This window comes from Stenotrophomonas sp. PS02298 (genome assembly GCF_029959445.1).
Taxonomy (GTDB): Bacteria; Pseudomonadota; Gammaproteobacteria; order Xanthomonadales; family Xanthomonadaceae; genus Stenotrophomonas.
Map to the genome: position 1 here is coordinate 1 of NZ_JASCOR010000053.1, position 21,256 is coordinate 21,256.

Genomic DNA, 21,256 nt, shown 5'->3' on the forward strand with positions numbered 1-21,256 from the left:
CGCGTCCCCCCCCCGCCAAGCCGGTAGATCATCAGATGGCACACATACCAAGGGTTTCAGCAGCCTCAGCTTCGCGGCTTACGCCGCTCCCACACCGAACGCTGTCCACGCAACACTGGCGTCGGCTAGATTGTCGGGTGGCGAGTGGACAGCGTCAGGCTTCCAGCGAGACTTCCCCGGTATCACCATCACGCTCAAGCCCGCGCAAGGTACGCGCCAGCAGCAGCCTTCGGTCATTCATCAGGCCGCACGCCAGTGGCGTGCAAGCGGCCTTCTCCCCCCTTCGCCTGCGGTGAAAAGGGAGGGCTCAGAAGCAGAACGGGCGCCTTTCGGCGCCCGTTCTGTTTGCGACTATTGCGAGGATCAGGCGGCGACGACGCGCACCATTTCCAGGCACTTGTTGGAGTAGCCCCACTCGTTGTCGTACCAGCTGACCAGCTTGACGAAGGTGCCGTCCAGGGCGATGCCGGCTTCGGCGTCGAACACGGAGGTGTGGGTCTCGCCACGGAAGTCGGTGGCAACCACCTTGTCTTCGGTGTAACCGAGGATGCCCTTCAGCGCGCCTTCGCTCTGTGCCTTTACTTCGGCGCAGATTTCAGCGTAGGTGGCTTCCTTCTCCAGCTCGACGGTCAGGTCGACCACCGACACGTCCGAGGTCGGCACGCGGAAGCTCATGCCGGTCAGCTTCTTGTTCAATTCCGGGATCACCACGCCCACGGCCTTGGCAGCACCGGTGGAGGACGGAATGATGTTTTCCAGGATGCCGCGGCCGCCGCGCCAATCCTTGTTGGACGGGCCGTCAACGGTCTTCTGGGTAGCAGTGGCAGCGTGCACGGTGGTCATCAGGCCACGCTTGATGCCCCACTTGTCGTTGATGACCTTGGCCAGCGGGGCCAGGCAGTTGGTGGTGCACGACGCGTTGGAGACGATGCTCTGGCCGGCGTAGGTCTTGTGGTTCACGCCGAACACGAACATCGGCGTGTCGTCCTTGGACGGGGCCGACAGGATCACCTTCTTGGCGCCCGCGTCCAGGTGCTTCTGCGCGGTTTCCTTGGTCAGGAACAGGCCGGTGGACTCGATCACCACGTCCACGCCCACTTCGTCCCACTTCAGGTTGGCCGGGTCGCGTTCCTGGGTGAGGCGGATCTTCTTGCCGTTGACCAGCAGGTCGCTGCCCGACACTTCCACGTCGGCCTTGAAACGGCCATGCACGGAGTCGTACTTGAGCATGTAGGCCAGGTAATCCGGCTCCAGCAGATCATTGATGGCCACGATCTCGATGTCGTTGCCGAAGTTCAACACTGCCGAACGCAGCACATTGCGCCCGATGCGACCGAAACCGTTGATGCCGACCTTGATTGCCATGTTCACAAGCTCCTGCAGCCGCAAAACCGTTGCGGCGGGGTGGAAAGGGGAGGCCATTCTAACAGGACACATGCCCGCGCCGTGGCCGTCGGCCGTGCCACCGCAGCTGAGTGCCAGCTGAGCGCAAACCCCTGTTTGATCAGGATCAAAGCGGTACCCGGGCGCTGACCGGACACTGGCGCCACCTCCACCAAGTAACGGAATTACACATGCGCAAGACCTCCGCCCTGCTGCTTTCCGCCATGGCCGCCGCCGTGTCCCTGGCTGCCGCTGCCCCCGCCATGGCCCAGTCCAAGGGTGATTGGACCCTGGGCGTCGGCGTCCACGCGGTTGACCCGAAGTCCGATGCCGGCGATCTGAATGGCGCCGCGCTGGGCCTGGGCAAGCTGTCCACCAAGGTCGACAGCGACGTCAAGCCGACCATCACGTTCGAATATTTCGTCGCCGATAACGTGGGCATCGAAGTGCTGGGCGCGCTGCCGTTCAAGCACGATGTCAGCATCGACGGCGTCGGCAAGGTCGGCGAAACCAAGCAGCTGCCGCCGGTGGTCTCGCTGCAGTACCACTTCGCCAACAGCAGCAAGGTCACCCCGTTCGTCGGCCTGGGCGTGAACTACACCAAGTTCTTCAGCACCGACAGCAAGGGCGCGCTGGCTGGCACCAAGCTCAAGCTGGAAGACTCGTGGGGCCTGGCTGCGCACGCTGGCCTGGACTTCGCCGTCAGCGACAAGGGCGCGCTGCGCGTTGACATGCGCTGGGCCGACATCGACACCAAGGTGAAGGTCAACGGCAACAAGCTGGGCACCGCCAAGATCGATCCGCTGGTCTACGGCGTGGCATACGTCTTCAAGTTCTGAGGCTGGCCGCAGTTGCTGGGTAAGTAGATATTGCCCTCCCCCAGCGAACACGCCCCCGGCCACAACCGGGGGCGTGTTTCGCCATCTGGCGCACGTAGCCGATGGCAGCACAGCCGTTAGAATGGCGGCATGAACAAGCTCCACCGTCTCCTGATGCCGGCACTGGGCATCGCCATAGCTGTCTCCGCAACCCTCCCCGGCCAGGCATTGGCATGGGGCGCGCAAGGCCACCGCCTGGTCGCTCGGGTCGCCGAAACCCGCCTGGACCCCCAGGCCAAGGCCGAAATCGATCGACTGTTGGCTAGCGAGCCTGGCGCCAGCCTCAGCAGCATCGCGCCCTGGGCCGACCAGCTGCGTGCCAGCGATCCAGACCTGGGCAAGCGCTCGGCCGGCTGGCACTACGTCAACATGGCTGAAGACGGCTGCAACTTCTCCCCGACCAAGCACTGCCGGAACGGCAACTGCGTGGTCGGCGCCCTGCAGCAGCAGAGTGAAATCCTGGCCAACCGCCAGCTAAGCGACGCCGAACGCCTGCAGGCGCTCAAGTTCGTCGTGCATCTGGTTGGTGACCTGCACCAGCCGCTGCACGCCGGCTACGGCCACGACCGCGGCGGCAACAATTACCAGTTGCAGTTCAACGGCCGCGGTACCAACCTGCACTCGGTCTGGGACAGCGGCATGTTCTATCCGCTGCAGCTGAACGATGACCAGTTCCTGCAGCGCCTGCAGGTGCTGCCTGCCCCCAGCGGGGTGCGCACACCAGACCTGCAGCGCGATCCCGCCCTGTGGGCCGAGCAGACCTGCCGCATCGCAACCCGCAAAGGCCTGTACCCGGACGGTCACAAGATCGACGAGCGTTACACCGCTGTGTGGGAACCGATTGCCGAAGCACAGCTTCGTCTGGGCGGCGAACAGCTGGCCGCCTTGTTGAACCGGCTGCTCGATACTCCCTGAGCAATCAACGCGCCTGCCCCAGGTGCAGGCGCATGTTCAGTGCAAACCGTCTTCGCGCCGCACCATCGCCCTGCCCTCGATCACTTCGAAGGTGAAGGCATAGGCCAGGGTTACCGGCACCGCCTCGATGCGTGAGGCAGTGCCGCAGTCACCGTTCGACGGCGCCTGCACACCGGCAGCGTAATGACAGACCGCAGCCGGCTCGAACGACCACCCCGAAGTGGCGGCCAGCGCAGCCTGCAGCAAGCCTGCATTAGCCGTGTCACTTCCCGCACCGCAGGCCGAATGCGCCAACAGCGGCGCGCTGCGTTCCACCCGCCCCTGCGCATCAAGGATGACATTCACGCATACCGTGGTGGCATCCAGCGACCGTTTGGCGTATTCCAACGGCAACACCGGATCATCGGCCGTAACGGCAACCGGCATGCGAAAGCTTTCCGTGGCGGCCAACTGATAGGGCTGTATCTCGCCTGCACCACCGGAAGATTCCGGCGTCAGCATCTGCCTGTGCTGGTTGAGGTTGAAACTGCTACTCGCCTGCTCTTTCTGCGGCTGCGTCGCACAGCCGGCGAGCATCAACGCGGCCAGCACCGCGGCATGCCCGCGCACCTCAGCCCCTGCTCTGGTTTTCGGTGTAGTGCATGTCTTCATCATCCATATCAAACGAGATCGGCACCCGGATGAGCCCGGCAACCGGCTTGCCGTCCTTCATCGCCGGCGTGAAGCGCCACTGCCGTGCGGCGGCAATCGATACCTCCTCGAACACTCCCTTGGGATGCGCCTCGGTGACGACGACATCGGTTGCCCGCCCTTCGGCATCCACCGCGATACGCAGCACCACCTTGCCCGTGGTGCGACTGTCCATGGCTTCGCGCGGATAGCTGGGCGGCGGCATCCGCCCGGCACTCGGCAAGCCGACCTGCTCGGCCTTGCCGGACGCTGCCGATACGACGGCCAGGTCCCGCGCCGCCAAGGCGATCGAACGCAGCTCCAGCGCCCAGGTCGAGCGCCCGTCGGCGGTGGATACTTCGATGCCTGCGGCCACATCGGGCTTGATCAGCAAGGTCGGCGACGAAATCAGGTCCCCGTTTGCCTTCAGCGTGCCTTTCAGCGTGAGCATGCCATCGGCGGCCGGCTGCAGGGTGAATTCCGCCGCCCACTGCACGCCCTTGTCCGAGCTGGCACTGAAGGAAAACGGCATGCCTGCCGATTGCTGCAGCTCGAAACGCTGCCTGGTGCCTTCCAGCGTCGCTTCCACGAAGGTTGCGTACACCGTGCCCTTGCCGGTCGTCGTGGATGTCGATGAAGAAGAAGACGTGGACGTCGATGAGGACGTGGAGACTGCATTGCCCGGCTGCGCGGCCCAGGCGGTATAGCCGAAAGCGGACGACAAGCCCAACGACAGCACCAACATGGCACACCACTGCTTCCTGCCCGGTACGGGACGCTTCAACATGGCAATACGCTCCTTCAATGGATGATGGTTCTGCCAGTGACACCCCACCGGCAACGGGGACGCGGCCAGCCCGGTCTTGAGCATGGCCTCGCCGTAACTGCGGCGTGCGCCCGACACCCGGGCAATCACACGTTCATCGCAGGACAATTCCTGGTCCTCGCGGCAGCAACGCAGTGCGAACAACAACAGCGGGTTGAACCAGTACAGGCACTGCAACAGCGCCAGCAGTGCGTTGATCGCGATGTCACCGCGTTGCAGATGCACGCGCTCATGCAGCAGCACCAGTTGCTGCTCGATCGGCAGATAGCGTTGCTCGAAGCCAGCCGGCAGCACGATCCGCGGGCGCAACAAACCCATCGCCGCAGGCAAGCCCGCCACTGCCTGCGCCTGCCACAATCCGTCATCGCGTTGGCTGAGCCGCCCCAGCCCCTGCTGGAATTGCCGCTGCTGGCGATACAGGCGCAACGCCATCAGCAACACCCCGGCGAGCCATGCACAGCACAGCCACAGCGGCCAATGCGCTATCACGGCGGGACCAGCGACCACCGCCTGCCCAACCTGCACAGCTACTTCACTCACCCGCATCGGCACGGGGGCCACCTGTGGTGCCGGCAACAGCACCGCCAGCAGCGTCGCCGGCAGCAGCAGCCACAGCAGGTAAGCAGCACTTGCCCCGAGCCAGCGCCGCAGCGGCCGGCGCAGTATCAGTGCCAGCGCAACCGCCGCACTGCTGGCCAAGGTGGTCTTCAGCAGCAGCGCAAGGATCTCAGTGCTGCTCATCGTCGAGCCCCTCCAGCAGTTTGCGCAGCTCGGCCACGTCCTCGCGGCTGAGCCGCTGGTGCTGGCTGAAATGGGCGACCAGCGGCGCAACCCGGCCATCAAACAGGCGCTCGATCAGGCTGCTGCTCTCCTCCAGCAACCAGGCATCGCGCTGCACCAGCGGCGTGTACAGGAAACGCCGCCCTTCCTTGGTTGCACTGATCGCGGCCTTGTTGAGCAGGCGGTTGAGCAGGGTCTTGACCGTGGCTTCGGCCCAGTCATTGCCGCCGGGCAGTCGCGCGATGACCTCGTCTGCAGACAGCGGGTGCTGCCCCCAGAGGACTTCCATGACAACGGCCTCGGCCTCGCTGATACGGATCATCGTTTACGCCTGTAATTTTTTACGATTACACGAGTAAACGAAAGCCCTGTCAAGCCCTCACCAAGTGATTCAGGGGGGACATGCTGTAATGCCGATACCCCCGCAGATACCGGACACCATGCCCCATCACGTGACCGACCTCGACGCCGCCGTGGACTGGCTGCTGAGCAACATCCAAGGCCCACTGCGCATCGGCGCCCCACTGGCGCTGGGCAAACCGCACCGTTTGCTCAATGCCTTGTACGCGCGTATCGAACACGACCCGGCGCGGCCGCTGCAGTTGTATACCGCGCTGTCACTGAACCCGCCGCAGGCCAAAGGCGATGGTTTGGAAGCGCGTTTCATGCGCCCGTTCGTCGAGCGCCACTTCGGCACCGACTTTCCGCGCCTTGCCTACTCCGACGCCATCGCCCGCGATGCGTTGCCTGCACATGTGCAGGTCGAAGAGTTCTACATGCAATCCGGTGCTTTGCTGCGGTCGACGCAGGCGCAGCGCTACTACACCAGCCTCAACTACACGCATGCCGCCGATGCGGTAGCGCAGCGCGCGCCGAATGCCATCGTGCAGAAAGTGGCCTACCGCGAAGGCAGCCATCAGCTCTCGCTGTCGTGCAACAACGACATCACCCAGGACACCTTGGATGCCATCGCCAGGCGCGGCCTGCCCAAGCCCTTGTTGATTGCCGAGATTGATCCGCAACTGCCGTGGCTGGGCGGCACCGCCGCCGTTGATCCGGACTTCTTCGATCTGGTGATCACCCCTCCCGGTCCCTACCCGCGGCTGTTTGGCCTGCCGCGGCAGCCGGTCAGCGATGCCGACTACGCCATCGGCCTGTATGCCAGCACCCTGGTGCGCGATGGCGGCACCTTGCAGATCGGCATCGGCACCCTGGCCGACGCGCTCAGCCATGCGCTGGTGCTGCGGCATACCGACAACGCACGCTACCGGCAAGTCCTGCATGCGCTGGATCCGCAGATCGCCGAGCACCCGTTGGTGCATGAAGCAGGTGGGCTGGGGCCGTTCGAGATCGGCCTGTATGGCTGCAGCGAGATGCTCAACGAAGGCTTCCGCAAGCTGGTGCAGACCGGCGTGATCTGGCGCAAGGTGCATGACGATCTTGGCCTGATGCAGCGCCTGGCCGACGGCACTGCCAGCAATGGTGACCGCGGCCGACTGGCACGCGAAGGTGAGTACCTGCACGGTGCCTTCTATCTGGGCTCATCCGAATTCTACGACTGGCTGCGCAATCTCCCCGATGCAGAACGCGCCGCCATCGGCATGCGCCGCATCAGTGAGATCAACCAACTCTACGGCGGCAACGAAGCGTTGGAACGCCTGCAGCGCCGCGATGCGCGCTTCTTCAACTCCTGCATGATCGCCAGCGCGCTTGGCGCAGCGGCATCGGATGCATTGGAAGATGGCCGCGTGGTCTCCGGCGTCGGTGGCCAGTACAACTTCGTGGCGATGGCGCATGCCCTGCCCGATGCACGCAGCATCCTGATGTTCCGTGCGACGCGCGAGGATGGCGGCAAGCCGCACTCCAATGTGCGCTGGAACTACGGCCACACCACGATCCCCCGCCATCTGCGCGATGTCTTCGTCAACGAGTACGGCATCGCCGACCTGCGCAACCTCACCGACGAGGATTGCGTGGCCGCGATGAGCAGCATCACCGATGCGGCATTCCAGCCGGCGCTGTTGGATCAAGCCAAGGCTTCGAAGAAACTCGCTGCCAACTTCAGCGCGCCAGCACAGTGGCAACAGAACCGCGCCGAGGTGCTGCGCGCAAAACTTGCCCCGTTCCGTGCCGATGGCAGTCTGCCGGACTACCCGCTGGGCAGTGACTTCGATGCCGTTGAACAGGATCTGGTACGCGCCTTGGGCTGGCTGAAATCGGCGACTGCGACGCCGATGGGCAAGCTGCGCACCGTCGTCGCAGCCTTGCGCCAAGCGCCTGCCGAGAACGATGCGATGTATATGCAGCGGATGGGTCTGGAGCGGCCTGCCAGTTTTGGCGAGCGGCTCAATGCCGGGTTGCTGCGGGTTGGTCTGGCGCGGACTGTGGGGAAAGCTTGATGGTGTGCATCACAATCTGATCGCACACAGAGAAGACCGGTTTTGTAGGAGCGGCGTAAGCCGCGAAGCTGACAATCGATATTGGCATCGGTAGCCAAGGGTTCTCAGCTTCGCGGCTTACGCTGCTCCTACATTGGTCGGAATATCGGGAAAGCCCCTTGCCGAGCATGGCTCGGCACTACAGATCTGCTCCCTCCCTTCCGCGCAGCGAAGGGGAGGCTTGGGGAGGAGTTGGCCTTTTGCTGGGCAAGCCCCTGCCGAGCATGGCTCGGCACTACAGTTGGGGCGGAGCCAAAACAAAGGCCGGGTTTCCCCGGCCTTTGTCCAATCTTGCGATGTAGGGCTATCAGCCCGCGACCTGCGCCTTGGCAGCTGCCACAACCGCTTCGGTGGTGATGCCGAAGTGCTTGTACAGCTTGTCGGCCGGGGCCGATGCGCCGAAGGTGTCCAGACCGATGACTGCACCGTCCAGGCCCACGTACTGGCGCCAGAAACCGGTGACGCCGGCTTCGACCGCAACGCGCTTGCGCACGGCATTCGGCAGCACGGACTCGCGGTAAGCAGCGTCCTGGCGATCGAACACGTCGGTGCACGGCATCGACACCACGCGGGTCTTGATGCCGGCAGCGTCCAGCTCGGCCTTGGCGGCCACGGCCAGACCAATTTCCGAACCGGTGCCGATCAGGATCACGTCCGGGGTACCGGCGGCGTCAGCCAACACGTAACCACCGCGTTCGATCTGCTGCACCTGCTCGGCCGTACGCGGCTGCGGGGCCAGGTTCTGGCGGCTGAAGATCAGGCAGCTCGGGCCATCCTTGCGGACGATGGCAGCCTTCCAGCTGACCGCCGATTCGGCCGCATCGCAGGGACGCCACACATCGTTGTTGGGGATGTAGCGCAGCGAGGACACGTGCTCCACCGGCTGGTGGGTCGGGCCGTCTTCGCCCAGGCCGATCGAGTCGTGGGTGAACACGTGGATGACATGCGCCGGGATCAACGCGCTCATGCGCAGCGCGTTGCGGGCGTAGTCGCTGAACACCAGGAAGGTGGCATCGAACGGCAGGAAACCGCCGTGCAGGGCCAGGCCATTGGCAATCGCGCTCATGCCGAACTCACGCACGCCGTAGTGCACGTAGTTGGCATGCGGGTCTTCGCCGACCACGGTCTGCGCACCCTTCCACAGGGTCAGGTTGGAACCGGCCAGGTCAGCCGAGCCGCCGATGATTTCCGGCAGCAGCGGTGCGAAAGCCTGGATGGCGTTCTGCGAGGCCTTGCGCGAGGCGATGTTCGGCGCTTCGGCCTGCACCTGGGCGATGTAGGCATCGGCCTGGGCAATGAAGTCAGCCGGCAGCTCGCCGTGCGAACGGCGGGTCAGTTCGTCGGCATCGGCCGGGAACTGTGCAGCGTACTTGTCGAACAGCTGCTCCCACTCGGCCTGGCGCAGGGTGCCGGTGCCGCCAGCGCGCCAGCCGGCATAGATTTCTTCCGGGATCTCGAACGGAGCGTAGGCCCAGTTCAGTGCCTTGCGGGTGGCTTCCAGTTCGTCCTTGCCCAGCGGTGCGCCGTGGCTGGATTCCTGGCCGGCCTTGTTCGGCGAGCCAAAACCAATGGTGGTCTTGCAGCAGATCAGGGTCGGCTTGTCGAACTGCGACAGCGCCTGCTCGATGCCGGCCTTGATGCTTTCCGGATCGTGGCCGTCGACGCCGCGCACCACGTTCCAGCCATAGGACTCGAAGCGTGCCGGGGTGTCGTCGGTGAACCAGCCTTCCACTTCACCGTCGATGGAGATGTTGTTGTCGTCCCAGAAGCAGACCAGCTTGTTCAGGCCCCAGGTACCGGCCAGCGATGCGGCTTCGTGCGAGATGCCTTCCATCAGGCAGCCGTCGCCCATGAACACCCAGGTGCGGTGGTCGACGACTTCGAATTCCGGGCGGTTGTAGCGCTGCGACAGCAGCTTCTCCGCCAGCGCGAAGCCCACGGCGTTGGCCAGGCCCTGACCCAGCGGACCGGTGGTGGTTTCCACGCCCGGGGTTTCATGACGCTCCGGGTGGCCGGCGGTCTTGCTGCCCAGCTGGCGGAAGGCCTTCAGTTCTTCGATCGGCAGGTCGTAGCCGCTCAGGTGCAGCAGCGCGTAGTGCAGCATTGAGCCGTGACCGTTGGACAGCACGAAACGGTCACGGTTGAACCACTTCGGGTTGTTCGGGTTGTGACGGAGATAGTCGTTCCAGAGCACTTCGGCGATATCGGCCATGCCCATCGGCATGCCGGGATGACCGGACTTGGCGGCTTCTACCGCATCAGCGGCAAGGAAACGGATGGCGTTCGCCAACTGGCGGCGGGTGGGCTGCGTCATGGGTCGTCAGAATCAGGAGGCTCCCGCGGAACTGCGGGCGGCCTATTGTCCCACAAGCGACTGCTGGGATCAGTTCGTAAAAGCTGACGGTAGTTTGGATTGGTTTCGCCTGACAGGAACATGCCCAAGCAAAACGGCCACCCTGAACAGGGCGGCCGTTTCTCACTACAACTACCGGGAGACAATCACTCCTGCGGATGATGCCTTCCAATGCTGTCATCACTCTCGCCGCGCGCCACCAGGGTGGTCAGGGCCAGGTCACCGGTCACGTTCAGCGCGGTACGGCACATGTCCAGGAAGTGGTTCACGCCCAGGATCAGGCCGATACCGGCAGGGTTGACGCCGACCATGGCACAGATCAGCGCCACCACCGGCAGCGAGCCCGAGGGCACACCGGCGGTACCGATACCACCGAGGATGCAGACCACCATCACCATGAACTGCTGGCCGATGCTCAGGTCCACGCCGAAGAACTGCGCCAGGAAGATCACCGTCACGCCCTCGAACAGCGCGGTGCCGTTCTGGTTGGCAGTAGCGCCGACGGTCAGCACGAAGCGCGAGACCTTGTGCGGGAAGCCCATCTGGTCGGCCACGCGCAGCGCGGTCGGCAGGGTCGCATTGGAGGACGCGGTGGAGAACGCCATCACCATGGCTTCCTGGGTCTGCCGGAAGAACTGGATGGGCGAGCGTCCGGCCAGCTTCACCGCGATGCCGTAGCTGACGAACATGTGGGTGGCCAGTGCCAGCACCACCACGCCCACATAGGCGCCCAGCTTGATCAACAGATCGAAGCCAAAGATGGCCGCCAGGTTGAACATGAAGCAGGCCACGGCATACGGCGCCAGGCGGATGACCAGGTTGATCAGGGTCATCGAGATCTCGAACAGGCCCTCGATGCCCTTGCGCAGCGTAGCCACCTTTTCCGCAGGCGACAGCACCATGCCGATGCCCAGCATCAGCGCGAAGAACATCAGCGACAGGATCTTGCCGTTGTCCGATGCCGCGTCGAGCACGTTGTCGGGAACGATCGACAGCAGCATGTCCAGGCCCTTGGGCGCGGTGCCGGCGCCAGCCATGATCGCCTTGCTGCGCTCGGCATTCTCGGCCAGCAGCTTGGCGGCTACTGCCGGGTCAACACCGGCGCCGGGCTGGAACAGATTGACCAGCACCAGGCCGATCAGGACGGCCACGCCAGACAGCACGATCGTGTATGCCAGCGACTTCCAGCCAATACGGCCCAGCGAGCGGATATCGCCCATCTCCGACACGCCCATCACCAGCGCCGAGAAGATCAGCGGGACGATCAGCATGAAGATCAGGCTCAGGAACAGCCCGGAAACCGGCGTGGTCAGGTAGGTGGTCACCGCGTGCACCCACGCCGCGTCAGGACTGACGAGGTGGACGATCAGGCCCAGCAGCAGACCGAAGCCGAAGCCGATCCCTATCTTCCAGTGGAACGGCATTTTGGCGGTGGTCTTGGCGGCATTGGCCATAAGTGGGTTTCCCTCCAGAGAATGGGTCAGCTTAACAGACGATGTACAACCGCCTTTTTCAGCCTTGTCCTGGATAGAGAGGGTCCAACAACGGTTTTTCCACCACTGTGGTTTGCCGCCAGCGCGGACCGGCCTTGAATACCTCGCGCAACTGCGCTCGCGCGGCGCTCACGTCGCCCTCGCCGCCCCAGCGGGCACGCTGCATGCGTTGCAGCGCATCGCGTTGTGCCGGGTCATCCAGTTTCTGCAGCACCGCGTCGAGACCATCCACTCCGCCCATCGCTGCAAGTATGTGTGCCACCTCGTCCAGGCTGCCCGCATCCAGGGCGCGGCGCAGGTCTGCCGTGCTGTAGCGCGAACCAGCGCTGGCCGTTTGCGCTGCAGGCCCGCCGCGGGCCACCGCTGGAGCATGCCGGCGCGACAGCCCCCAGATCAGCGTGGCCAGCCACAACAAGGCGAAACCGGCCGCCAGCGCCGGCCACAGCCACGTGCTCCCGCCGTCCGGAGACCCCGCCAGCGCGTTGCCTGCAGCCACTGCGGCAGACCCGGCCACTGCCGGCTGCACCAGTGGCGGCGCGACCATACCGCTGCTGCTGCCTTGGGCCACCTGCAACGACAACGCAGGCAGCGAGGTGCTGCGCGCCTGTCCTGCCGCCACGTCCCACCATTGCATCTGTATCCCCGGCACGCTCAGCACGCCGGCCTGCTGCGGCACGATCGAATAGCGCCGGGTCAACTTCAACTGCGGGCTGGAACCCTCGAAGGTTTCATCGTACTGCGGTGGCTCGGCGAACACCTGTGCACTGTCGCCCAACGACGGCACCGGCAACTCCGGGAACTGTGCCTTGGTGGCACCGCTGGCGATTGCCTCCACTTCGATCGCAATCGCCTCACCGGTACGCCCGCTGTTGGGCGCGGCGGTATAGCGCAGTTGCAGGTTCTTCAGTGGCAGCCACGGTTGCGCCGCATCGGCGGGTGTCGCGCGCACCTGCAAGGTCTGGTCGGGACCACGGGCGCTGAGCTGGCCATTGTCGCGGCCGAAGAAATCGTCAAAGAAGCCACCTGCGCCCTGCCCGCTGAAACGGGCACCTGCAATCTGCAAGGGGCCGCTGCGCTCTGGAATCAACAGGAAACGACGCTCGACCACGTTGTAGCGACGCCCACCGACTTCGCGCACGGAAGTGCGGTCATCGCCAACGCGCTGCAACGACGCCGCAGCCGGGGTATCCAGCACCAGTTCGCCAGACGCCAGCTGGGTGGCGAAGTACAGCCGTACCACCACACCCACACTCTGCTGCACGTAGGGCTGCTTGTCATCGACCTCGGTCTCGATGAAAGCGAGGGCATTGCCGTCACGGCTGGCGACCGGCGCCTCCTCAACCTTCACCAGCAAGGGCGTGGTGCTGCCGCCCCCCACGCGCAGCGCCGGGATGTCGAGCATGCCGGTGCGGCGCGGTGTCAGCGCCACCGCGTACTGGGCGTAGTTGCGCGAAGCGCCACCGCCCACCTGCAGCTGGCGGCTGCTGTTCTGTGCACCCAGCACGAAGTCGGCTTCCAGCGGTGCATAGTCCGGGCTGCCGGACTGGTCGGTTTCGATGGTCAGCGTGACCGACTCATTCTGCTTGATGCTGTCGCGGTCCAACCAGGCACGTGTCTGCGCCTGCAACAGTCCGGTGACAGTCAGCAGGCCGAGCAACAGCCAAAGCTGCATGGCGCTGCCGGTGTGATTCTTTCTCATCGTTTTTCCCGCATCCGCCGCTCGTATTCGAGCTGGAATTTCGCCTTCAACAAATCGCCCGGCTCATCCGGCACGCGCTGCATCCACGCCTCCACGGCCTGTTGCTGCTCACGCTGCGCCGGTGTCATTGCCGCCAGCGCGGCCGCGTCCTGCTGCTCACCTTCACGCGCCTGTTGCTGACGGATGGCCTCGGCCATGCGCTGACTCTGCGCTTGATCGGCCTGCTCCTGCCTGCTGGCATCTTCGCTCTGTGGCTGCTGCTGATCCTTGCCGGATGACGATTTGCCATCCGCCTGCGGATTGCGCTCAGGGGACTGCTGGCCCTGTTGCGGCGGGTTCGATTGCTGACCCTGCTGCGGCTGACCCTGCTGCCCTTGCTGTTGGCCTTGTTGATTCTGCTGCGAAGGATCCTGCTGCCCGTTCTGTGGCGGACTCTGCTGCCCGGGCTGGTCCTTTCCTTGCTGCGGCTTGGACGGGTTCTGCTGATTGCCTTGCTGGCCCTGCTGCGACTTGTGCTTGCGCGCGGCATCCACCGCGGCACGGTTGGCCACCGCGTCCTGCATCCCGGGATGCGCCTTCAGTGCGCGATCGTAGGCAGCGATGGCTTCGTCGTACTTGCCTTGGCGGGCAAGCGCGTTGCCAAGGTTGTACCAGCCCTGCTCGCTGTCGATGCCTTCGAATTTTTTCTGCGCGGTGGCGAAATCACCAAGACGGTACGCTTCCACACCTTCACCCAGACGCTGGTGCTGGCGCTGGTCGGCACGCTGCCACCAGCCGCCCTGCTCGGCCGCATGTGCAGGCTGCAACACCGGCAGCATCAGGCATAGCGCAAGTGCCGGCAGCACCCGGCGTGGACGACGGAACGCGAACACCGCCAGCAACAGCAGCGGCGGCAACAACCAATAGCCCTCGTCCTGCCACTGCTTGCCAGCGCTGGCCAGCTGCTCACGATCCTGCGCACCGTCCGTCGGTTCCAGCACGCCCAAGGCCTGCAGGTCCGCCGAGGTGCTTGCAATGCGCTGGTAGCCGCCACCGCCGGCTGCCGTCAACGCGCGCAATGACGCTTCATCCAGGTGCGCTTGTTCAATCGCCCCACGCGGATCCCGATAAGACGCGCCCTGCAGGCTGCCAAGACCGATCGCCGAGACCCGGTAACCGGCGACGCGCAGTTTGCCGGCCTCCGCCACCGCCGCTGCATCAGCGTGATCGCTCAGCAACAGGATCTCGCCCTTGCGCGCGCCGGACCGCTTCAACAGATCGCCAGCCCAGCGCAATGCCTTGTCCGGACGCTGGCCATCGGCCGGCATCACTTCCGGCGCCAAGGCATCCAGGAACAGCGCCACGTTGGCCGCGTCATCGGTCAGCGGTGCCACGGTGAATGGCTCATAGGCGAAAGCGACCAAGGCCACTTCGCCGCCCTTGCGCTCACGCAGCAGGCTGGCCAGCTTCGCCCGTGCCTGCAGCAAGCGCGACGGCGGCAGGTCGGTGGCGCGGATGCTGCTGGACAGGTCAAGCACGATCACCAGCGGCGTCTTCGATTCCCATAGTGGTTGTTCCAGCTGCCGCCAACTCGGGCCGGCAAGCGCGAGCACCGCCAACGTCAAGCCAAGTGCCAACGCCGCGCTACCCCACCATCCGCGCTTGCCGCCATCAGCAAGCAGGTGGGCCAGCAGGTGCGGGTCCACCGCCTCGTGCCAACGCGCGCTGCGCTGACGCCGCCACCAGCTACCCAGCAAGGCGGCCGGCACCAGCAACAAAGCCCACAGCCACTCCGGGCGCAGAAAGTGCAGATCCTGCCAATTGATCATGACCGCAGCCCCCGCCAGGCCAATGCCACCACTCCCAGCAACAAGGAAAACGCCAACGGCCAGGGATAGCGTTCGATGCGTGGTCGCACTGCAGGTCCGGCATCCTTCACCGGCTCCAGCCGGTCCAGTTCGGCATAGATGTTGACCAGTTCATCGGTGTCGCGGGCGCGGAAGAAGCGACCGCCGGTTTCATCGGCCACCTTGGTCAATGTAGCTTCGTCCACCTGGTCATCGGCACCGGGCAACTGCACGCCGAACAAGGACATGCCGCCGCTGCCGCCAAAGGCGATGGTGTAGACGCGCACGCCTTCGGCCTTGGCCAGCTCGGCCGCCTTCAGCGGCTCCAGCACGCCGGCGGTATTGACGCCGTCGGTCAACACGATCAGCACGCGCTGCCCCTGCGGTTGTTCGCGCAGGCGCTTGACCGACAGCGCGATCGCATCGCCCAATGCGGTCTCGCGCCCAGCCAGGCCAACCACACTGTCACGAAGTTGATCACGCACGGTGGCACGGTCGGCGGTCAACGGCGTCAATGCGTAGGCACGCTGGCCGAACACCAGCAGGCCGATGCGATCGCCTTCACGGCGCTCGAGAAAATCCGCCAGCACGGCCTTGGCAGCCGTCAGACGGTCCACCACCTGGCCGCCAAGCTGCATGTCCGGCTCGCTCATGCTGCCGGACAAGTCCACCGCCAGCATCATCTGCCGCCCCTGTCGCGGCGGCTCTATCGGCTCACCCAGCTGCTGCGGGCGCGCCAATGCGGCACACAGGCACAACCACGCCAGCCACAGCAGCAGCGTCTGCAGCACCGCACCGCCACGCGAGGACGACTGTCCCTGCAGCCGCGATGGTTCGTAGGGCACGCGCAAGGCAGCACCACTTTGTTCACGCAGCGGCCAAAGCAGCATCAACAGCGGCAATGGCAGCGCGAGCCATGCCCACGGCCACGCAAAATCCGGCAACAGGCCCGTCCATTGGGAGATCATGTGCTGCATCAGCGCCGCCCGGCCATCAACTGCAGGAAGCGGCTGCGAGCCAACTGGCAGGCACGTTCAACCTGCGCAACCTCAAGCTGTGGACGGAAGCCCCCGTCCAGCAGCAGATGCCCGTAACCGCCGCTGAAGTCATTGCCCTTGGGTCCATCGAGGAAACGCAGCCACGCATCGCCCTGCAGCTGCGCCGCCTGTGGATCGAGCCGCCGCGCAGCGCGACGCAGCAACTCCGAGGCCGCGGCAAGCTTGGCAGGCCCCTGCGGCGCCGCCTGTAGCTGACGGTCAAACAGGGCCATCCAGCGCTGCAATCGGCGCCGGCGAATGAAATGAACAGCAAGCACTGCGACGGCAACCAGCACCACCGCACCGATCAGCAGCCACCAACCCGGCGCCAACGGCCACCAACCCGGCGCTGCCGGCAAGTGCACATCACGCAGCGGCAATTGCGCGGCCATCAGCCCACGCTCCGGTTTGGCGCCGCGCCCAGCCAGGCATCGCTGGCATCGTCGCTCACCAAGGTACTGACGCGGATACGGCGACCCGGCAGTTGCCGGCACAGGTCCTCGACCGGGGCGACCAAGGCATCGTGCCACGCGTCGCGCACGGCTGCTGAAGCCAGGTCCAACCGCATTCGACCGGACTGTGTTGCAAGCGGCAATACGCAGTGCGGCGGTGAAATCTCCAGGGGATCAAGCAACAACACCAACTCCACTTCAACATGCATCGACAACGCCGACCAGGTAACGGCCGGTACGGCCTGCGCGCTGGCCGGATCAGCCAACACCACCGCGCGCGCGCCGGGGTGCAATACGCGCGCAGCCTGCTCCAGCGCCAACTGCAATCCGCCATCATCAGCGGGCCGTTCACCGTACCAGCGCACCAGTGCATCCAGCGCTCGCAATACACCACGCGTTCCGCCTGCCGGTGGCACCAGCGCTTGCTGCGCGGAACCACGCAACGCCGCGATCCTGTCGCCATCGCGCAACGCCGACCACGCAGCCACCGCACCAGCCCGCGCAGCCTGCACCGACTTGAAACGCACGCGCGTGCCGAAGTACAGCGGCGCAGCCGTATCGGCAATCAACAAGGTGACCCGTTCGCGCTCGGTCTGGAACGTCTTGGTATGGGTGGCATCGGTGCGTGCGGTCAGTTTCCAATCAATATGTCGCGCATCGTCGCCGGGCACGTACTCACGCGACTCGGCGTACTCCATGCCACGGCCACGCAGCATCGACGCCGCGCGTCCGCTGACCGCGTAGTGCCCAGGCCGAGCCTTGCGGCCGCCGTTGGCAACGCCGCGCAGCGCGATCAGTTCGGCCAACTGCGGACGTATGCCACTTTCGGCGGCCGCACTCGTCTGCGCTTGCCGGGCTGTGGGCGCAGTCATCGCTGACCCGCGTGCACACGCGGCCTCGTGATCATCCGATCATCGGCATCAATCATCACACCCAGCCTCAGGGCAGGGGCACGCATTCAAGCAGCGCCGCCACCAGGCGCTCGCCATCCCAGCCCTCGGCCGCAGCCTCGTAGCTGGGCAGCACGCGGTGGCGCAGCACATCGGCTGCCACCGCCCGGATGTCGTCAGGGGTGACGTAATCGCGACCGGCCAACCAGGCGCGTGCACGTGCGCAGCGTTCCAGCGCAATCGAACCGCGTGGGCTTGCGCCCCAGGCAATGCGTTTGGCCAGTTGTGCGTCATACGCGCTGGCATCACGTGAGGCCAGCACCAGCGCAATCAAATAGCGCTCCAGCTGCGGTGCCATATGCAGCTCCAGCACTTCGCGGCGCGCCTGCTCGATCTTCTGCAGCGAGATCTTCTCGATGGTCACCTGCTGCGGCCGCATCGCGCGCAAGGCACGCTCACGTGCCAGCCGCAGGATCTCGGTCTCGGCGCTGGCGTCGGGGTAACCGATGCGCACATGCATCAGGAAGCGGTCCAGCTGCGCCTCGGGCAGTGGGAAGGTCCCTTCCTGCTCGATCGGGTTCTGCGTGGCCATCACCAGGAACACCTCAGGCAGCGGATAGGTGTTGCGTCCGACGGTCACCTGGCGCTCACCCATCGCTTCAAGCAACGCCGACTGCACCTTGGCCGGGGCACGATTGATTTCATCGGCAAGCAGGATCGGGTGAAAGATCGGCCCGGCCTGGAACTCGAAGCGACCTTCCTGGGAACGCCAGATGTCAGTGCCGGTCAGGTCAGCGGGCAGCAGGTCCGGGGTGAACTGGATACGCGCGAAGCTGGCGTCGACGCGCGAGGCCAAGGCACGGATGGCCGTGGTCTTGGCCAGGCCAGGCGCCCCTTCCACCAGCAGGTGACCGTCCGCCAACAGCGCGGTCAGCAGCCGGTCGACCAACAACGACTGGCCGACGATCTCGCCGGCCAGGGCGTCACGCAGCGCGGTGAATTCCTGATGCAGGCCGCTGTCGCGGACCGGCGCATCGTCTTGATTGGGCAGCACGGGAGGCAGGTTCATAGACGCAGTTTGACTGATCGGCGGTGAAATGGTTCCAAACGCCCTCCTCTAAACGGAAAAGGGCCGCTTCAGCGGCCCCTTTCCCTTGATACGACAACCGCTTACCTGGCAGCCTTGGCTACGCGCAGGATCTTCGGGGTCACAAACACCAGCAGCTCAGCCTTGTCTTTGGCACGACCGCGCTTCTTGAACAGATTGCCAAGGAACGGGATGTCACCCAGGAACGGTACCTTGCTGATGCTGCTTCGGTCACTGAATTCATACACGCCGCCGATCACAACGGTTTGACCATCGTCCACCAATACCGCGGTGTTGATTTCGCGGCGGTTGATGATCGGGACAACACCAAAGTTGTCCACTTCCAGATATTCGTCGACTTCGTCCTTCTTCACATTCATGTTGAGGAAGACACGATTGTCCTGGGTGATGGTCGGCGTGACCTTCAACTCCAGCAGTACTTCCTTGAACTGGACATTCGGCGTTGCCGCAGTACCACCGGTACCACCGGTAATGGTGACGTAGCCGATTTCCTTACCCTGCTTGATGACGCCTTCGCGCTGGTTGGCGGTGACGATACGCGGGTTGGAAATGACTTCACCGCGACCTTCTTCCTGCAATGCGGAAAGCTCCAGGTCCAGGTTGAAATTCGCACCCAGCAGCGTATAGGCGATGCTCGGAGCCTCGCCCGCCTTGACGCTGGTGAAGGTGCCGGCGGGCAAGCTGACATTGAGCCCACGACTTGCGTTGCCGGTACCACTGGTGCCGCTGCCGATCGTGCCGACGTTGCTGCCATTGTTGTAGCTACGGGTGCCACCGATACCGAACTTGGCACCCAGGTCACGGGCGAAGGTGTCGGTAGCGATCACGATACGGCCTTCGATCAGCACCTGATCCACCGGTCGATCGATCACCCCGATCAGCTCACGCATCTGCGCGACCTTCTTCGGGATGTCACTGATCATCAGCGTATTGGTGCGCTCATCCGCCACCAGGCGACCACGCGGCGACAGGAAACCGTTTTCCTCCGAGCTGTTGTTGCCATTGCCGCTACCGCCGCTATTGCTGTTGCCAATGCCCTTGGCCTCGGTCAGGGCTTTGAAGATCGCCTCGGCACTGTGGTAGTTGATCTGCACGTAATCGGTGATCAGGTCGACGCGGTTATCGATGGCGATGCGCGCGTCTTCCTTGTCCTGCTCGAACTTGGCCAGCTCCGGCTGCGGCGCAACCCAGATCACGCCACCATCGCGACGTTTGTCCAGGCCCTTGGCGCGCAACACGATGTCCAGTGCCTGGTCCCACGGCACATTGACCAGGCGCAAGGTCACATTGCCCTGCACCGTGTCGGAGGCGACCACGTTGAGATTGGACTCCTCGGCAATCAACTGCAGCACCGTGCGCACCGGCACGTCCTGGAAGTTGAAGGTCACCGGACGGCCACTGTAGCCACGTGCCGCCACCGTAGCGGCCGCCTGCGCAACCGTCCTGGAGGTCACCGCACCGGTAGCCACCTCGGCCTGGCGCGGAGTGATCTCGACCACGTACTCATTGCCGGACTGATAGGCCAGCGAATCGAATGCGCCGTTGGTGCTGAGCACCAGCTGCGAGCCCTGCCCGGATGGCTTGGCGTCGATGCGCTGCACCGGCGTGGCGAAATCAACAACATTGAGCGGGCGCTGCAGTTCGGCCGGCAACACGGCGTTGCCAACGTCGATCACGACGTTGTTGCCCTGGTTGCGCAGGTCCGGGCTCGCGCCCTGGCCGTCGAACTGCATGATCAACCGCCCGGCACCATCATCGCCGCGCTTGAAGTCGATCTTGGTTACGGAAACCGCCTTCACTGCCTGCTGGGTGGCTGCGGCTGCGCCGCCTACACCCGCAACAGGCTGTGCTGCGTAGGAAGAGCCGCACACCGCTGCCAGCGCCACTCCCAGGGCGCAGACGCGGACCAGTGCATGGCGCCGGATGGGACGCAGGCTCAGGGCTTTGGTAAAAGTCATCGTGCTATCCCCTAATCAATCAACGATCGTCCAGTGCAAGCGAAGCTGGGCGTTCCAGCCAGCCACCTGCACCGTCCGGCACTAGTTCAATCAACTCGATCCCGTCTTCGCGTACGCCAGTCACACGGCCATCGCTCTGACCCATGTACACCCCAGGACGTACACGGTAAGTGACCTTGTCCGGCCCCATCACCAGTGCCACGGCACCCGCGCCGCTACCGATCGTGCCAACCATGTCCAGGCTGTCCAACGGGAACCCCTCGAGCGGTTCCTTGCGACGGTTCGGATCCGGTCGCAACTGGCTGTTGCCGTCATCGGATACCCAGGCGTCACTGAACGGATCACGCAGGCCTTGCGCCGAATATTCAAAGGTCTCGAACTGCTGCATCACCGGCAGAGCCTCCAACGACTCGGCGGGACGTGCGCGCACGTCGGCAGTCCATTTTTCAAGATTGGGCGCGTCACCAGGCGTACTGGTGATGCCGCGGGCGCAACCGCCCAGCAGCACTAGGCAGGCGGCACCAAACACCAGGGAGGAAACATTACGCATG

Annotated in this window: 17 protein-coding genes; 3 read left to right on the top strand and 14 right to left on the bottom strand. The window is 64.6% G+C overall.

Going from position 1 to position 21,256, the window contains the following annotated elements; translation table 11 throughout:
• Window positions 1–363: 363 nt before the first annotated feature.
• Window positions 364–1,365, bottom strand: coding sequence for a type I glyceraldehyde-3-phosphate dehydrogenase (gene gap / locus QMX78_RS09895; RefSeq protein ID WP_282268943.1), 1,002 nt, complete (start codon window positions 1,363–1,365; stop codon window positions 364–366).
• A gap of 209 nt (window positions 1,366–1,574) precedes the next feature.
• Between gap and QMX78_RS09900 the strand changes: the two genes are divergently transcribed.
• Both QMX78_RS09900 and QMX78_RS09905 read left to right on the top strand, forming a co-directional pair.
• Window positions 1,575–2,222 carry an OmpW family outer membrane protein gene (locus QMX78_RS09900; protein ID WP_282268944.1) on the top strand — a complete coding sequence of 216 codons (648 nt, stop codon included), beginning with the start codon at window positions 1,575–1,577 and terminating at the stop codon, window positions 2,220–2,222.
• Between the two features lie 129 nt (window positions 2,223–2,351).
• Window positions 2,352–3,176, top strand: coding sequence for a S1/P1 nuclease (locus tag QMX78_RS09905; protein ID WP_282268945.1), 825 nt, complete (start codon window positions 2,352–2,354; stop codon window positions 3,174–3,176).
• 36 nt (window positions 3,177–3,212) lie between these two features.
• Here the strand turns inward: QMX78_RS09905 and QMX78_RS09910 are convergent, their stop codons facing one another.
• Genes QMX78_RS09910 through QMX78_RS09920 form a run of 3 tightly spaced genes read right to left on the bottom strand, consistent with a single transcriptional unit; the run spans window position 3,213 to window position 5,773 of the window.
• Window positions 3,213–3,785, bottom strand: coding sequence for a hypothetical protein (locus tag QMX78_RS09910; protein ID WP_282268946.1), 573 nt, complete (start codon window positions 3,783–3,785; stop codon window positions 3,213–3,215).
• Between the two features lies 1 nt (window position 3,786).
• Window positions 3,787–5,412, bottom strand: a complete 1,626-nt coding sequence (locus QMX78_RS09915) for a TonB family protein (RefSeq protein WP_282268948.1) — start codon at window positions 5,410–5,412, stop codon at window positions 3,787–3,789.
• The gene (locus tag QMX78_RS09920; RefSeq protein WP_282268950.1) at window positions 5,399–5,773 is read right to left on the bottom strand and encodes a BlaI/MecI/CopY family transcriptional regulator; all 375 of its coding nucleotides are present in this window, start codon (window positions 5,771–5,773) and stop codon (window positions 5,399–5,401) included. Before QMX78_RS09920 ends, QMX78_RS09915 begins: the two co-directional genes overlap by 14 nt.
• Window positions 5,774–5,891: 118 nt before the next feature.
• Between QMX78_RS09920 and QMX78_RS09925 the strand changes: the two genes are divergently transcribed.
• Window positions 5,892–7,850, top strand: a complete 1,959-nt coding sequence (locus QMX78_RS09925) for an acetyl-CoA hydrolase/transferase C-terminal domain-containing protein (RefSeq protein WP_282268978.1) — start codon at window positions 5,892–5,894, stop codon at window positions 7,848–7,850.
• 346 nt (window positions 7,851–8,196) lie between these two features.
• Here QMX78_RS09925 and tkt read toward each other — a convergent pair whose 3' ends face one another.
• The 10 genes from tkt to QMX78_RS09975 all read right to left on the bottom strand — a co-directional run bounded on the left by tkt (window position 8,197) and on the right by QMX78_RS09975 (window position 21,255).
• Complete coding sequence (gene tkt / locus QMX78_RS09930) at window positions 8,197–10,203, bottom strand: transketolase (RefSeq protein WP_282268952.1); 2,007 nt, start codon at window positions 10,201–10,203, stop codon at window positions 8,197–8,199.
• A 185-nt stretch (window positions 10,204–10,388) separates the two neighbouring features.
• Entirely contained in the window at window positions 10,389–11,696 is a 1,308-nt protein-coding gene (locus QMX78_RS09935) for a dicarboxylate/amino acid:cation symporter (protein ID WP_282268953.1), read from the bottom strand.
• Window positions 11,697–11,754: 58 nt separating this feature from the next.
• Entirely contained in the window at window positions 11,755–13,434 is a 1,680-nt protein-coding gene (locus tag QMX78_RS09940; RefSeq protein ID WP_282268954.1) for a BatD family protein, read from the bottom strand.
• A complete protein-coding gene (locus QMX78_RS09945; RefSeq protein ID WP_282268955.1) occupies window positions 13,431–15,242 on the bottom strand; it encodes a VWA domain-containing protein in 1,812 nt (603 codons plus the stop codon). The genes QMX78_RS09940 and QMX78_RS09945 overlap by 4 nt, the downstream gene beginning before the upstream one ends.
• Window positions 15,239–16,237, bottom strand: a complete 999-nt coding sequence (locus tag QMX78_RS09950) for a VWA domain-containing protein (RefSeq protein WP_282268957.1) — start codon at window positions 16,235–16,237, stop codon at window positions 15,239–15,241. The genes QMX78_RS09945 and QMX78_RS09950 overlap by 4 nt, the downstream gene beginning before the upstream one ends.
• Window positions 16,237–16,689 (bottom strand): DUF4381 domain-containing protein, encoded by a 453-nt coding sequence (locus tag QMX78_RS09955; protein ID WP_282268959.1) that lies wholly within the window; start codon window positions 16,687–16,689, stop codon window positions 16,237–16,239. Before QMX78_RS09955 ends, QMX78_RS09950 begins: the two co-directional genes overlap by 1 nt.
• Entirely contained in the window at window positions 16,689–17,621 is a 933-nt protein-coding gene (locus tag QMX78_RS09960) for a DUF58 domain-containing protein (RefSeq protein ID WP_282268961.1), read from the bottom strand. Before QMX78_RS09960 ends, QMX78_RS09955 begins: the two co-directional genes overlap by 1 nt.
• Window positions 17,622–17,688: 67 nt before the next feature.
• Window positions 17,689–18,708 (bottom strand): MoxR family ATPase, encoded by a 1,020-nt coding sequence (locus QMX78_RS09965; RefSeq protein ID WP_282268963.1) that lies wholly within the window; start codon window positions 18,706–18,708, stop codon window positions 17,689–17,691.
• 101 nt (window positions 18,709–18,809) lie between these two features.
• The gene (locus QMX78_RS09970) at window positions 18,810–20,705 is read right to left on the bottom strand and encodes a type IV pilus secretin PilQ family protein (RefSeq protein ID WP_282268965.1); all 1,896 of its coding nucleotides are present in this window, start codon (window positions 20,703–20,705) and stop codon (window positions 18,810–18,812) included.
• A gap of 19 nt (window positions 20,706–20,724) precedes the next feature.
• Window positions 20,725–21,255 carry a pilus assembly protein PilP gene (locus QMX78_RS09975; RefSeq protein WP_282268967.1) on the bottom strand — a complete coding sequence of 177 codons (531 nt, stop codon included), beginning with the start codon at window positions 21,253–21,255 and terminating at the stop codon, window positions 20,725–20,727.
• Between the last annotated feature and the right edge of the window lies 1 nt (window position 21,256).

Bases quoted from the DNA above. Each gene is read 5' to 3' on its own strand.
- gap (WP_282268943.1), bottom strand. From the start codon at position 1,365: ATGGCAATCAAGGTCGGCATCAACGGTTTCGGTCGCATCGGGCGCAAT.
- QMX78_RS09900 (WP_282268944.1), top strand. From the start codon at position 1,575: ATGCGCAAGACCTCCGCCCTGCTGCTTTCCGCCATGGCCGCCGCCGTG.
- QMX78_RS09905 (WP_282268945.1), top strand. From the start codon at position 2,352: ATGAACAAGCTCCACCGTCTCCTGATGCCGGCACTGGGCATCGCCATA.
- QMX78_RS09915 (WP_282268948.1), bottom strand. From the start codon at position 5,412: ATGAGCAGCACTGAGATCCTTGCGCTGCTGCTGAAGACCACCTTGGCC.
- QMX78_RS09920 (WP_282268950.1), bottom strand. From the start codon at position 5,773: ATGATCCGTATCAGCGAGGCCGAGGCCGTTGTCATGGAAGTCCTCTGG.
- QMX78_RS09925 (WP_282268978.1), top strand. From the start codon at position 5,892: ATGCCCCATCACGTGACCGACCTCGACGCCGCCGTGGACTGGCTGCTG.
- tkt (WP_282268952.1), bottom strand. From the start codon at position 10,203: ATGACGCAGCCCACCCGCCGCCAGTTGGCGAACGCCATCCGTTTCCTT.
- QMX78_RS09935 (WP_282268953.1), bottom strand. From the start codon at position 11,696: ATGGCCAATGCCGCCAAGACCACCGCCAAAATGCCGTTCCACTGGAAG.
- QMX78_RS09940 (WP_282268954.1), bottom strand. From the start codon at position 13,434: ATGAGAAAGAATCACACCGGCAGCGCCATGCAGCTTTGGCTGTTGCTC.
- QMX78_RS09945 (WP_282268955.1), bottom strand. From the start codon at position 15,242: ATGATCAATTGGCAGGATCTGCACTTTCTGCGCCCGGAGTGGCTGTGG.
- QMX78_RS09950 (WP_282268957.1), bottom strand. From the start codon at position 16,237: ATGCAGCACATGATCTCCCAATGGACGGGCCTGTTGCCGGATTTTGCG.
- QMX78_RS09955 (WP_282268959.1), bottom strand. From the start codon at position 16,689: ATGGCCGCGCAATTGCCGCTGCGTGATGTGCACTTGCCGGCAGCGCCG.
- QMX78_RS09960 (WP_282268961.1), bottom strand. From the start codon at position 17,621: ATGACTGCGCCCACAGCCCGGCAAGCGCAGACGAGTGCGGCCGCCGAA.
- QMX78_RS09965 (WP_282268963.1), bottom strand. From the start codon at position 18,708: ATGAACCTGCCTCCCGTGCTGCCCAATCAAGACGATGCGCCGGTCCGC.
- QMX78_RS09970 (WP_282268965.1), bottom strand. From the start codon at position 20,705: ATGACTTTTACCAAAGCCCTGAGCCTGCGTCCCATCCGGCGCCATGCA.
- QMX78_RS09975 (WP_282268967.1), bottom strand. From the start codon at position 21,255: ATGCGTAATGTTTCCTCCCTGGTGTTTGGTGCCGCCTGCCTAGTGCTG.